Genomic DNA, 12,956 nt, shown 5'->3' on the forward strand with positions numbered 1-12,956 from the left:
GACCGCCCGTGGCGAATCAAGACACCACCACCAGCACGCCAGCGCTGACCGACGTGTCGTGGCAGCCTGACCCGGAAGACGCCGACTTCCGCGAACCGTATGTCGATATCGATCAGTGGCGGGAAACACCAGTTCGCCATCGCTACGTGCATGGCGGGTTCCGGTACAACGACACTCGATTCTCGCTGTACCTTCCGCCTGCGGAGCAGTATGAGGGTCGCTTCTTTCAGCATGTCACGCCGGTACCGCAGAGCGAGAACCTGTCGCAAAGCCCTGATCGAGAACAGAACCCGGTTTCGTTCTCGATCGCGAGTGGTGCGTACTTCGTCGAGACGAACGGAGGGGGCCCACAGGCGGCGAATCCGTACTCGGGTTTGGACCCGTCGATCGGGGCATACCGAGCGAACGCGGCGGTCGCTCGTCTGTCGAGGCAGATCGCTCGCCAAGTGTTCGGTGCCGGGCGGGTCTATGGATACCTGTACGGAGGCAGCGGTGGCGGATACCGCACCATTGGCGCGTCGGAGAACACTCGCGATGTCTGGGACGGCTTCGTCCCCTATGTGATCGGCAGCCCGATGGCGATCCCGAACGTGTTCGCGGTGCGGATGCACGCCCAGCGAGTTCTCCGTGAGAAGTTCCCTGCGATCGTCGACGCATACGACGTGGGAGGAGACCCGGCGGCCCTTGATCTCTCGACCGAAGAGCAGGCGGCCTTGGATGAAGTGACCAGCATGGGCTTTCCGCCTCGGTCCTGGTTCGGGTGGGAGACGATGGGAATGCACGCGTTCAGCGTGCTCTATCCCAGCATCCTGATGGCTGACCCGTCCTATGTCAGCGACTACTGGCAGAGAGAGGGCTACCTCGGCGCAGACCTCACCGCCTCTGTTCACCGGGACAGGATCACCCTCCGTACGCGCATCGCGGAGATCCTTGAGGGAACTCCTGAAATCGACCATCACGGTGGCGGCGTGGACGAGTCGTTCAAGTCTGCGTCGGGAGCTGGTCCCGCCACCATCGGGGTCCGGCTCGAAGACGCGCCAAATGGGTGGGCCCTCGGCGCAGAGCTGTCAGTGTCCTCCGGTACCTCCGCCGGCGCCGTGCTGCGACTCTCGGATGTTAAGGGAGACCGAGTGTTCTTCGAGCCGGGTCAGGCCATCGAGGCGCTCACCGTCGGGACCGAGGTCCTGGTGGACAACTCGAATTTCCTCGCGGCGCAGACCTATCACCGGCACCAGGTGCCGCCGGAAGGCTTCGCTGCATGGGATCAGTTTCGCGACGAGCGGGGCGATCCTCGGTACCCGCAGCGTCCGATGCTTCTCGGTCCGATGTTCGCCGCAGCGGCCTCCGGCACCGTCCAGACTGGCCGGATCACCGGGAAGATGATCGTGGTCGCCTCGTTGCTGGACCGTGAAGCGTTCCCGTGGCAGGCGGATTGGTACCGGAGTCAGGTCACGGCGTTTCTGGGAGATGCAGCCGATGACCGGTTCCGCCTCTGGTACACCGACAACGCTCTGCACGGTGATGACACCGGAATCCAGGAGCATGAAACCCGCACTGTTGGCTACGTAGGTGTGCTCGAGACCGCTCTTCGCCAGCTGAGCGGCTGGGTCGAACACGGGATCGAACCTGCGCCCTCCACGAGTTACGACATCGCTGACAGCCAGGTCATCGTTTCGGCGAGCGATCCGAAGCGGGGAGGGGTGCAGCCGGTGGTGGTTCTCGCTGTCGACGGTTCACGGCACGCGACGGTCGCTGTCGGCAGCACTGCGCAGGTTCGCATCACAGCGCAGGCGCCCGTCGGATCGATCGTGTCGGTTGCAACCGACCTAACCGGGAACGGTGCCCTCGGCGCTCCTATCGAGGTCGATCCGGCGCTCTCTGTCGCCTTCGAGCAAGCCGTGACGTTTGAAACACCCGGCACGTATTTCCTCGCCGCCCGCGTCACCGCACACACCGGCGAGGATGCAGCATCCGACTCGCACACCCGCGTTCAGAACATTGCCCGCGCTCGCATCACGGTAACCCCCTGAGCACGTGTCCCAAGAGAGAGACTCCATGATGAGCACCCCTTCCTTCATCACCAGTCCTGAGTACGCCGCCGACGGACCGGCCGTGTACTTTCGACGCGACTTCCCTGTCGCTGTCGGGCTGGTTCGAGCCACGCTGAAGATCACCTCGCTCGGCATCGTCGTGCCTCGCCTGAACGGCAGCCGTGTCGGTGACGAGGTGCTCGCGCCCGGCTGGACCTCCTATAAGAATCGGCTGCATGTCAGCGAGTACGACGTCACCGATCTGGTCATCGAAGGCGAGAACGCCCTCGGTGCGGTCGTCGGCGAAGGTTGGGCCGTCGGTCCGCTCACCTGGGAGCTCACCCGGGGAAACTACGCGGACCGGCCGGCGCTGTGGGCAGAGCTCACGCTGCACTACCCCGACCGCGTGGAGATCATCGGCACGGACGATGCCTTCCAGGTCGGGGAGGGCGCGGTCCGCGCGAACGGGATCTACCGCGGCGAAGACTACGACGCTCGACTCGAGCAGGCCGGATGGGATCGCGCAGGGTTCGACGCCTCCGGTTGGACGAAAGCGACCGGGTTCGATTGGGACCTCTCTGTGCTCGAGCTCGATGCGGCCCCACCGGTGCGACGCATCCAAGAACTTCGCCCGGTAGAGATCACCACATCTCCGTCCGGCGCGACGATCGTCGATTTCGGTCAGGTCCTGTCCGGCTGGGTGCGTTTCACCGTCGATGGTCCTGCAGGAACCACGATCACCCTCCGTCACGCAGAGCTGCTCACCCCCGAGGGGGAGCTCGAACGAGAGACGCTCCGACAGGCGGATGCAACAGACCGATACACCCTCCGCGGTGCTGGGGAGGAGACCTGGGAGCCGGAATTCACCTTCCACGGGTTCCGATACGCGCAGATCGATGGATGGCCGGGCGAGCTGGACCCTGCATCGGTCACCGCCATCGTGGTGCATACCGACATGGTCCGCACCGGATGGTTCGAGACGTCTGATCCGCTGGTGTCCAAGCTTCACGAGAACACCGTGTGGGCGATGCGCGGCAATTTCGTCAGCGTCCCCACCGACTGCCCGCAGCGCGACGAACGTCTCGGCTGGACAGGCGACCTGAACGCCTTCGCTCCCACTGCCAACTACCTGTACGACACCCGGGGACTGCTGCAGTCCTGGCTGAAAGACCTCGCAGCTGAACAGCAGGCGTCCGGCACTGTTCCCTGGGTGGTGCCGGACGTGCTGCCCACAGCTTCATCGCCGACCGCGGTGTGGAGCGACGTCGCGGTGAGCCTGCCGTGGGAGCTGTATCAGGAGCATGCCGATCTGGACATCCTCCGTGCCAGCTATGCATCGATGACGGCGTTCACCAGGCAGGTCGAAGGTCTTCTGGACGCTCGCGGGTTGTGGAGCGAAGGGTTCCAGTTCGGCGACTGGCTCGACCCGGATGCCCCTGCCAACAACCCCGCCGGCGGCAAGACCGATCGCCATCTGGTGGCCTCCGCCTACCTGTGCAAGACGACACGGGAGATGGCGAAGACGTCCGAGCTTCTCGGCCATACCGACGACGCAGCGCACTTCGCCGAGCTGCACGAGCGGGTATTGGCGGCCTTCCGCCGCGAATTCGTGACTGAGTCCGGTCGAGTGGTGAACGAGTCCGCCACCGCCTATGCGTTGACGATCATGTTCGAGATCCTCGACGAGGACCAGAAGCAGAAGGCCGGGCAGCGGCTGGCTGAGATCGTCGAAGCCGCCGGTTACACGATCTCCACCGGTTTCGCTGGCACCCCGCTGGTCTCCGATGCGCTCAGCAGCACGGGGCATCTGGAAAAGGCATACAAACTCCTCCTCGAGAAGCACTGCCCATCCTTCCTGTACCCGGTCACGATGGGGGCGACAACGATCTGGGAGCGCTGGGATTCCGTCCTTCCGGACGGGAGCTTGAACTCCACCGGCATGACGTCCCTCAACCACTATGCCCTCGGCGCTGTCGCGAGTTGGCTGCACCGTGTCGTCGGCGGGCTCAGCAAGCTCGAGCCAGGCTGGAAGAAGATCCTGATCGCACCACAGCCCGGGGGCTCGCTGACCTTCGCGCGCACCGCGCACCAGACTCCGCTGGGGCTGGCGGACGTGGACTGGCGGGTTACGGATGGCGAGGTGCTTCTCGAGGTCACCGTCCCGGAGGGGGCAACGGCCACGGTCAAGCTCCCTTTGCACCCCGCAGATGCGACGGAGGAAGTCGCCGCGGGCACACACTCATGGCGGTACCCAGCTCCGGCAGGTTATGGACGCGAGGCCATCTTCACGATGGACACGCCCGTCAAGGAGATCTCCAGCAACCCGGACGTGTGGGCAGCCGTCGTCGAAGTGTTCAAAAGGTACTTCCCCGGTGTTCCCATCGACGCGGCCGGAGCCCATCTGGCAGCGATGCCGCTCAGTGCCGTAGCTGAGCGCATGCCCGGCGTTGCCGGTGCAGACCTCGCCCGTGATCTAGAAACCGCCATCAGTCCCCGAGAGGTAAGCCATGTCTGAAACACACGCTCTGAACTCCATCCGTCCCGGCCAGGTCTGGCTCGACACGAAGGGCGAGCGGATCCAGGCCCACGGCGGCTCGATGTTCTACGAGAACGGCACCTTCTACTGGTACGGCGAGAACAAGGAGAAGACCACCCCCGGCAGCGGCAACTGGCACTGGGGCATCCGGGCCTATGCCTCCACCGACCTCTACAACTGGGAGGATGTCGGTCTGATCATTCCTCCCGTCTCGGACGACCCTGATTCCCCTCTGCATCCTGCGCAGAAGACCGACCGGCCGCACATCATCTTCAATGAAGAGACCGGCAAGTACGTCTGCTGGATCAAGGTGATGGGCACCGGCAGCCACGACACTCAGCGCTCCACCATTCTCACCGCAGACAACCTGCTCGGACCCTACGAGATCGTCCGCCAGGGACTGGAGCCGCTGGGAATGAGCGCCGGTGACTTCGACCTGGTCGTCGACCCGAGAACGAAGAAGGCTTACTACTACTTCGAGAAGATCCACACCGAGTTGATCTGCGCGGACCTCACCGACGACTACACCGACGTCACCGGCGAATACACCAGCCACTTCCCACAGCCGGGCGCACCGTTCACCCGTGAAGCTCCTGCACATTTCGAACGAGACGGGCTGCACTACCTGATCACGTCAGGCACCACCGGCTACTTCCCGAACTTCAGCGAAGTCGCATCCGCGACCGACTATCACGGGCCGTGGACAGTTCTCGGTGACCCACATCCGACCGACGCATCCCGAACGTCGTTCCGATCGCAGATCAGCTGTATCTTCAAGCACCCGCACAAGAAGGACCTCTACATCGCGATGGCCGACCGGTGGCTGCCTCAACTGCCGGAGAACATGCCCAACGTGTTCGATGTCATCGCAGGAATGGCAGCGGCCGGAACGCTTCCCACCGAGGACAGCGGATCGGGATCTGCCGATGCACCGGACGAGCGCTCCTCGATGGTGGCGAATCTCGAGGAGAACACCGCGATCGCAGACTACGTCTGGCTCCCGATCCGCTTCGACGGCGACTACCCGGTGATCGAGTGGGCCGACGAATGGCGAGTCGAAGACTTCTCATGAGCGAGCGCGACCTCTTCACCGCAGGCTGGAGCTTCCGACGCGCCGACGCTGAGTCGGCCCAGGAGGTCCGCCTCCCACACGACGCGATGATCTCCGAGGAACGATCCGCTGACGCTGCGACCGGCAACCACGGCGGCTACTTCCCCGGCGGGTCATACATCTACACCAAGCCCTGGACCGTCCCAACTGACGCTGACGAGCGTAGCTACACGCTGTTCTTCGAAGGCGTCTATGGCCGCGCGGTCGTGCTTCTCGATGGGCGTGAGATCGCGCGATGCGATAGTGGCTACCGCGAGTTCACCGCTCCTCTGGTCGGGGCCGTCCCTGGTGCGACAAGTGTCATCGAAGTACGCGTCGACAACACAGAGGTGCCCAACAGCCGCTGGTACACAGGCTCCGGTATCTACCGCCCCGTCTGGTTGGAGAACACGGGACCGGTGGGAATCTCTCGCGATGGCATTCGCCTCGTCACTCGGTCGATCGGGGAAGAGGCGATCGTCGACGTCACCGCCCATATCGAGGGTCCCCTCCCGCACGGCGCGATAGTGAAGGTGGAGTTCTTCTTCGCCGGCGACTCCGTCGCCCGACAGCACGCACCCATCCCCGCCGACGGCGTCGTCACTATTCCCGTCACGATCCCGCACCCGCAGCTGTGGTCCGCGGACTCGCCGCACCTGTACGACGTCCGTGTCGCAGCCGTCGTCGGCGAGGACAACATCGACGAACAGCGCATCCGCACCGGTCTGCGCACCGTCACCGTCGATGCACAGCGGGGGCTGCAGCTCAACGGCATCACCGAGGTACTGCGCGGGGCGTGCGTGCACCATGACAACGGCATCCTCGGTGCCGCAACATTCAGTGCGGCAGAGCACCGTCGGGCGCGCATCCTCAAGGACGCCGGGTTCAACGCGATCCGCAGCTCGCACAACCCGCTCTCGCGGGCCTTCCTGGACGCATGCGACGAGATCGGCCTGTACGTAATGGACGAACTCACAGACGTGTGGCTCAAGCACAAAACCCAGTACGACGCGGCCGACGACTTCGTCGAGGTCTGGCCAGGTGACGCCGCCTCTCTCATCGAGAAAGATCGCAGTCGCCCGTCGGTGATTATGTACTCGATCGGCAACGAGATCGCTGAAACCTCAAGCGGGGCCGGCATCGCCGCTGCGCGCGAGATCGATGAGTACTTCGCGAAGAACGACCCGACTCGCCCCACGACGCTGGCCGTAAATCTGCTGCTGAACATGATGGCTCAGCGAGGGTCCTCGCCCTTCGAGCGGGAACAGTATCTCGGTGAGAAGAAGCCTGAACGTAAAAAGAAGTCCGAGAACAAGAAAGAGGCGACCAGTACCGCCGCGAACATGCTGACGGCCAAGCTGGGACGGGTCATGGAACTGGCCGCCCGCCTGCCCGCAGCGGACAAGGCCAGCCGCGGCGCATTCGCCGCCGTCGACGTCGCCGGATACAACTACGCCTACGGTCGGTACGCCGCCGATCGTAAGCGGTACCCCGAGCGGGTCATCGTCGGCAGCGAATCCATGCCGGGTGACCTGCCCGAGATCTGGAAACGGGCCGTCACTGTACCCGGAGTGATCGGCGATTTCATGTGGACGGGGTGGGACTACCTCGGCGAAGCCGGCATCGGCACCTGGAGCTATGGCTCCGAACCCGGCGGCATCAACAAGCCCTACCCGCACCTGGTCGCCGGGTCCGGCGCGTTCGACATCACCGGCCTCCCCGGCGCTGCCGCGCTCCTTGCCCGGGCCGTGTGGGACAAAGGCGCCGCCCCGGGTATCGCCGTACGACCACTGGACACATCCCGGAACCGCGCGAACAAGACTCCCTGGCGAACCTCCGACGCGATCCCCAGCTGGTCCTGGCGCGGTCTTGCGGGAACCGCCGAGATCGAGGTCTACTCTGCTGACGACGAAGTCGAGTTGTTCCTCAACGGACGCTCCCTCGGTCGTAAGAAGGCGGGGAAGCGGAAGCGGTTCATCTCGCGCTTCCGAACCCCGTACGAACCGGGTGAGCTCGTAGCGGTCAGCTACCGCCGCGGAAAGGAAGCCGGGCGGGCCGCTCTCCGTTCCTCAGGCGTTCCCACCCTCCGGCTCCGAGCAGAGACCAACGGCCTACACGGTCCCGACGACCTTGCCTACGTATGGATTGAGCTCGCTGACGACGCAGGAACCGTCGACATGAATACCAACGACCTCGTCACCGTCACGGTCGAAGGCGCCGGCACCCTGCACGGGCTCGGCACCGCTGCACCGTCCACCACCGAGTCATTCACCAGCGATCATCACACGACATACCGCGGACGGGCGCTGGCCATCGTCCGCGGCGACAGCATCGCAGGCGACATCACTCTCTCGGTGTCATCCGCCCGGCACGGATCCGCCACCCTCGCTCTCTCCACCCGCAGTGCATCCGCCACCCTTGTGGCACCGACAAAGGAGTCCTAAATGACCATCCCCGAAGGGTTCCGTGCCGCTGAGAAAGCCGCGCACCTCGCTGGAACCGCAGACGCGACAACCACGATTCCGAATGCCGGACTCGATGTTCCTCGGGCCAAGAAGAGCTGGATCACCCTCCTGGTGGTCGGCCTCTTCGGCGCCTACATCGCCTTCGTCACGCCGATCGCGATCTCCCTCGCATATCGCGTCGACAACGTGGCGCCCGGCCATGAGGAATACCTCGGCTACGTGATCAGCATCGGCGCCCTCGCCTCCGTGCTGTTCGGGCCGATCGCCGGTCAGCTCAGCGACCGCACCCGCAGCCGTTTCGGCCGCCGCCGCCCGTGGCTCGTCGGCGGAGCGCTCGTCGGCACCATCGGACTCCTCGTCATCGGCCTCGCCCCGAACGTCTTCGTCATCGGTGTGGGCTGGGTGATCAGTCAGCTCGGCTGGAGCCAGGTGCTGAACAACATCACGACCGTCATGGCTGAGAAGCTCCCTGAGGACCAGCGTGGCCGTGTCGCCGGAATGACCGGCGCCGTGACCGGGATCGCCCCGGTCTTCGGAGCGATCATCGGCGGTGTCGTTGCCGCCAATCCCGTCCTGCTGATGATGATCCCCGCGGCAATCGCCCTTGTGATGCTCACTCCGTTCATCCTGATCATGGGCGACCCCGACAGCCGCCAGTTCGAGGTCAAAGCGCCACTCACCCTCAGAACCGCCCTCGCAGGCTTCGTCTTCAACCCCATGAAGTACCGCGACTTCGGATGGAACTGGATCGGGCGCGTACTGTTCTTCTTCGGCATCACGCTCGGAAGCACCTTCACCGCATTCTTCTACGCCAGCCGCCTCGACATCCCCGTCGATGAAACTGCGGGAGCCGTCGCCACAGTCGGCATCATCAGCATCTTCGGAGTCGCGCTGGGCGCGATCCTGAGCGGGTGGCTCTCAGACAAGCTGCGCCGACGTAAGCCCTTCGTCCTCGCCTCGAGCATCATCTTCGCCGCAGGGAGCATCGTCCTGATCAGCGCCGACTCCCTTCTCCTGCTGGTCATCGGCTCTGTCATCACAAACCTGGGTATCGGCGCGTTCGGCGCAGTCGACCAGGCTCTCATGCTCGATGTCCTGCCCGAGAAGGCGACCGACGCCGGGCGATTCGTCAACATCTTCGCGTACGCGACGTCATTGCCCCAAGCCATCGCCCCGGCGCTGGGCTCTGCACTCATCCTGATCGGCGCCACCGGGAACGAGAAGAACTACGTGGTCCTCTACATCGCCGCGGCGGTCCTGGCAGTGATCGGCGCGCTGCTCATCCAGCGCATCAAAGCCGTCCGGTAGCTCGCGACACCGTCGCCTACGCCTCACCGACGCACACGTGAAAGTCATGTGCGACCACCCGCCATCCAAGGACACATCATCATGACCTCAGCCGAGACATCCGACCTGACCCCCGCACAGCAAGCCTCTCTTCTCACCGGGGGCGGCTTCTGGGAGACGGCGCGTGCAGGTGATGTTGCCCCGATCGTCCTGTCTGATGGCCCGCATGGGGTCCGTCGCCAGATGCAGGGTACCGACCACCTCGGTCTGCACCATAGCGAACCCGCGACCTGCTTCCCCCTTGCAGTCGCGGTCGGATCGAGTTGGAGTGTCGAGGTGGCAGAACGAGTGGGAACGGCACTCGCACGCGAGTGCCGTTCACTCGGCGTGGGTGTGCTGTTGGGTCCCGGTGTGAATATCAAACGCTCTCCGCTGGGCGGCCGCAACTTCGAGTACTACTCGGAGGATCCGGTGCTGACAGGCGTTCTCGCGGCTGCTCACGTGCGGGGCCTGCAGAACGGGGGAGTCGGCGCGTCGTTGAAGCACTTCGCCGCCAACGACCAGGAGACCGACCGGATGGTCATCAGCTCGGATGTCGATGAGCGCACACTTCGCGAGATCTACCTCGCCCCGTTCCAACACGTCGTCAAGAACGCGACCCCGGCGACGGTGATGTGCTCCTATAACAAGGTGAACGGGGTCTATGCCTCTGAGAGTCGTTGGCTGCTCAATGATGTCCTGCGCGGAGACTGGGGATACGAGGGTGTGGTGGTGTCGGATTGGGGAGCGGTGCACGATCGTGTCGCCGCTCTGGCTGCGGGTCTGGACCTCGCGATGCCTGGTCCCGGCGACAGGCAGACCCAGGCTGTACTCGCCGCTGTGGAGGACGGCAGCATAGGACTCGATCAAGTGGACGCTGCCGCCTCGCGGGTGACGGCGCTGTCGCGCGAGTATTCGAACGAACCCGTCGAACCCTTCGACGTCGAACAGCATCACGCGATCGCGCGTGAGCTGGCGGCGGACTGTGCGGTGCTGCTGAAGAACGACGAGGGTGCGCTTCCGCTTTCCGCAGACTCGAGGCTCCTCGTCATCGGCGAGTTCGCCGAGTCGCCGCGTTATCAAGGCGGGGGGAGCTCCCACGTCAACGCGACGCAGGTCGACGTGCCCCTGGAGCACATCCGTGCGCACGCTTCCGAACGCAACTGCGAGGTACGGTTCGAGCGCGGCTTCGACACGAAACGGGATGACGAACTTCAGCTTCGCGCGACTGCCGTAGCTGCCGCAGCCGAGGTCGATGTCGATGTCGCGATCGTCTTCGCAGGCAACCCCGACTCCGAAGAATCGGAGGGCTACGACCGGACCCGCCTCGAGTTGCCGTCGGACCAGATCGCGCTGATCCGTGAAGTGGCCGCTGCCGCGCCACGAACAGTGGTCGTCCTCTCCAACGGAGGCGTCGTCACTCTCGAAGGATGGCACGACGAAGTGGATGCGGTCCTCGAGGGGTTCCTGCGCGGACAGGGCGGCGGAGCCGCGCTGGCGGACATCCTCTTCGGCGTCGTCAACCCATCCGGCCATTTGGCCGAGACCATTCCTCTGCGCCTGCAGGATACCCCGTCCTACTCCACCTTCCCGGGCGAGCAGGGGCACGTGCGGTACGGGGAGGGGGTGATGGTCGGGTACCGGCACTACGAGACCGTCGATGCTGCTGTCCGCTACCCGTTCGGGCACGGCCTGAGCTACACGGCGTTCGAAACCCGCGAGCTCGTTACGGTCACCACCGGGCCCGACACAGCATCCGTGCAGGTCACGGTTTCCAACGTTGGCGAGCGGCGCGGCAAGCACGTGGTGCAGGTCTACGTTGGGACCGAGGCGGGCCCGGTGCGGCGGCCGGTACGAACGCTCGGAGGTTTCGCGAAGATCGATCTCGATGCCGGTCAGACCAAGGTCGTCTCGATCGACCTGGATCGAAGCGCTTTTGCATATTGGGATATTGAGCGCGACGGGTGGGTCGTAGCGTCGGGCGTATACGAGATCCAGATCGGGGCCGATGCCTCGACGGTGGTTGCGCGGCAGCATATCGATCTCCGCGGCGACGACCTGCTCCCTGCCTTGTCGTTGCAGTCATCGGTTGGCGAGTGGTTGAGCCACCCGGTCGCCGGACCCGCGCTCGGACCGTTGCTGTCTGCTCTCCTGCAGCAAGCCTCGGACCGCGAGGATGGTAGTTCCGCCGTCGCCGCACAGGTCGCCGAAGCTCCAGTGATGCCGGACGTGGTGCGCTTGATGCCGATGATCCAGCTGGTCGGCGTCTCTGGCGGAGCCATCGATCCGAACAAGCTGATGGCTTTGGCCACACAATCCGTGCAGACGCGGTGATACGGAGCCTCCACCGAGGATGACGGAGGTGTCGCGCGCACATCAGGAGGGCGGGGTCGGAGCACTCCCTCCGATCGAAAGTGTGGTCGCCGACGGTCTGTTGATCGCCCTGGCGGGCGTCAAGCTCTCGGTGAAGAACTTCCTCATTGTCACTGCACTGCGAGACCGCCGCGACTACGACGAGCAACGAGTACATGAGTTTGCGAAATCGGAGTTGCTCCGGGTGGCGACCGAGATGGCGGAGAAGGCTGGTTCCATGGAGTGGTCAAGTCAGCCGGTGCTCTCACGAACCAATGCGCTGACCAGGATGCATCGAGCCGCCGTCGACCGCGGACCTGACGTGTATCGAGCCCTCACCGAGGCGTTGCGATCTCATGCCTCGGAAGCCGACCCTATGGCGCGTCTGATTCAGCAATCACGCGAGGCGGCGTCAGAAGAGCTGCAGGACGCGATCGTGCGCCGCCTGTCAGGGCAGGTCGTCGAACCGGATACGAACTACGCGTCGGACCGGTCGAAGAGAATGCGACGGGTGCGGGCGGATGTCAAAGCCCTGCGATGGGTGCGAGCGCGCAAAGCAGAATGAATCGATGCCACGAGGTGAGCCTGAGTTCGACAGCCGGATCCGTGCTGGCAGTCCTCTAGTGAGAATCGCCTGTCTGACTGGTTTTCATTTCGCGGTTGATTGCGCGCAGTGCGACGACCAGCGCGTGGAGTTCGTCGCTCGACAGGCCGTCGAGGACGTCGCTGCCCAGCTCTGGGCGCGCGGCGACGATCGTTCCCACCACACCACGACCGAGAGGGGTGGGTTCCAGACGCTTGACCCGGTTGTCTTCCGAGTCGGTCACCCGGCACACCAAGCCCTGCGCCTCGAGCCGGTCTACGAGCTTCGACGTCGCAGCGAGGGAGGTATTGAAGGACGCAGCGAGAGCGCTGATGCTGGCGCCGTCATCGACGACGATGCTCGTCAGCACTTTGAGCTGCTGGATGGTGAGCTGGGTCTCCAGCAGGGAGCCGAGAATCAGGGGCACCGAGCGTACCGAGATCGCAATGGTGAGCGCCTCGATGTTCTCCCGCGCCTGGCGTTCGTCGTCTCGCATAGGCCTCACGCTAGCCGTTCCCAGCCAGCTCCTAAGAAACTAGTTTCCATGAGGTTAAGCTTTTTGCGATGATCCAAT

The 12,956-nt window shown here is 64.4% G+C and carries 8 protein-coding genes; 7 read left to right on the forward strand and 1 reads right to left on the reverse strand.

Annotated features, from left to right (window positions below):
- Window positions 1-8 precede the first annotated feature (8 nt).
- From ABS642_RS21505 to ABS642_RS21535, 7 genes are all read left to right on the forward strand, one after another.
- Window positions 9-2,030 (forward strand): hypothetical protein, encoded by a 2,022-nt coding sequence (locus tag ABS642_RS21505; protein WP_350351705.1) that lies wholly within the window; start codon window positions 9-11, stop codon window positions 2,028-2,030.
- Window positions 2,031-2,058: 28 nt separating this feature from the next.
- Complete coding sequence (locus ABS642_RS21510) at window positions 2,059-4,545, forward strand: family 78 glycoside hydrolase catalytic domain (RefSeq protein WP_350351706.1); 2,487 nt, start codon at window positions 2,059-2,061, stop codon at window positions 4,543-4,545.
- Window positions 4,538-5,638, forward strand: a complete 1,101-nt coding sequence (locus ABS642_RS21515) for a family 43 glycosylhydrolase (RefSeq protein WP_350351707.1) — start codon at window positions 4,538-4,540, stop codon at window positions 5,636-5,638. The genes ABS642_RS21510 and ABS642_RS21515 overlap by 8 nt, the downstream gene beginning before the upstream one ends.
- Window positions 5,635-8,100: a DUF4982 domain-containing protein gene (locus tag ABS642_RS21520; protein ID WP_350351708.1), complete on the forward strand. Its 2,466-nt coding sequence runs from the start codon at window positions 5,635-5,637 to the stop codon at window positions 8,098-8,100. The genes ABS642_RS21515 and ABS642_RS21520 overlap by 4 nt, the downstream gene beginning before the upstream one ends.
- Entirely contained in the window at window positions 8,101-9,429 is a 1,329-nt protein-coding gene (locus ABS642_RS21525; protein WP_350351709.1) for an MFS transporter, read from the forward strand.
- Between the two features lie 81 nt (window positions 9,430-9,510).
- Window positions 9,511-11,781, forward strand: a complete 2,271-nt coding sequence (locus ABS642_RS21530; RefSeq protein WP_350351710.1) for a glycoside hydrolase family 3 C-terminal domain-containing protein — start codon at window positions 9,511-9,513, stop codon at window positions 11,779-11,781.
- A gap of 19 nt (window positions 11,782-11,800) precedes the next feature.
- Window positions 11,801-12,364 carry a hypothetical protein gene (locus tag ABS642_RS21535; RefSeq protein ID WP_350351711.1) on the forward strand — a complete coding sequence of 188 codons (564 nt, stop codon included), beginning with the start codon at window positions 11,801-11,803 and terminating at the stop codon, window positions 12,362-12,364.
- A gap of 55 nt (window positions 12,365-12,419) precedes the next feature.
- Here ABS642_RS21535 and ABS642_RS21540 read toward each other — a convergent pair whose 3' ends face one another.
- Entirely contained in the window at window positions 12,420-12,878 is a 459-nt protein-coding gene (locus tag ABS642_RS21540) for a MarR family transcriptional regulator (protein ID WP_350351712.1), read from the reverse strand.
- Between the last annotated feature and the right edge of the window lie 78 nt (window positions 12,879-12,956).

Origin of the sequence: Microbacterium sp. A8/3-1, assembly GCF_040267695.1 — a bacterium.
In the GTDB taxonomy this organism is placed as follows: Bacteria; Actinomycetota; Actinomycetes; order Actinomycetales; family Microbacteriaceae; genus Microbacterium; species Microbacterium luteolum.

Bases quoted from the DNA above. Each gene is read 5' to 3' on its own strand.
- ABS642_RS21530 (WP_350351710.1), top strand. From the start codon at position 9,511: ATGACCTCAGCCGAGACATCCGACCTGACCCCCGCACAGCAAGCCTCT.
- ABS642_RS21525 (WP_350351709.1), top strand. From the start codon at position 8,101: ATGACCATCCCCGAAGGGTTCCGTGCCGCTGAGAAAGCCGCGCACCTC.
- ABS642_RS21510 (WP_350351706.1), top strand. From the start codon at position 2,059: ATGAGCACCCCTTCCTTCATCACCAGTCCTGAGTACGCCGCCGACGGA.
- ABS642_RS21540 (WP_350351712.1), bottom strand. From the start codon at position 12,878: ATGCGAGACGACGAACGCCAGGCGCGGGAGAACATCGAGGCGCTCACC.
- ABS642_RS21535 (WP_350351711.1), top strand. From the start codon at position 11,801: ATGACGGAGGTGTCGCGCGCACATCAGGAGGGCGGGGTCGGAGCACTC.
- ABS642_RS21520 (WP_350351708.1), top strand. From the start codon at position 5,635: ATGAGCGAGCGCGACCTCTTCACCGCAGGCTGGAGCTTCCGACGCGCC.
- ABS642_RS21515 (WP_350351707.1), top strand. From the start codon at position 4,538: ATGTCTGAAACACACGCTCTGAACTCCATCCGTCCCGGCCAGGTCTGG.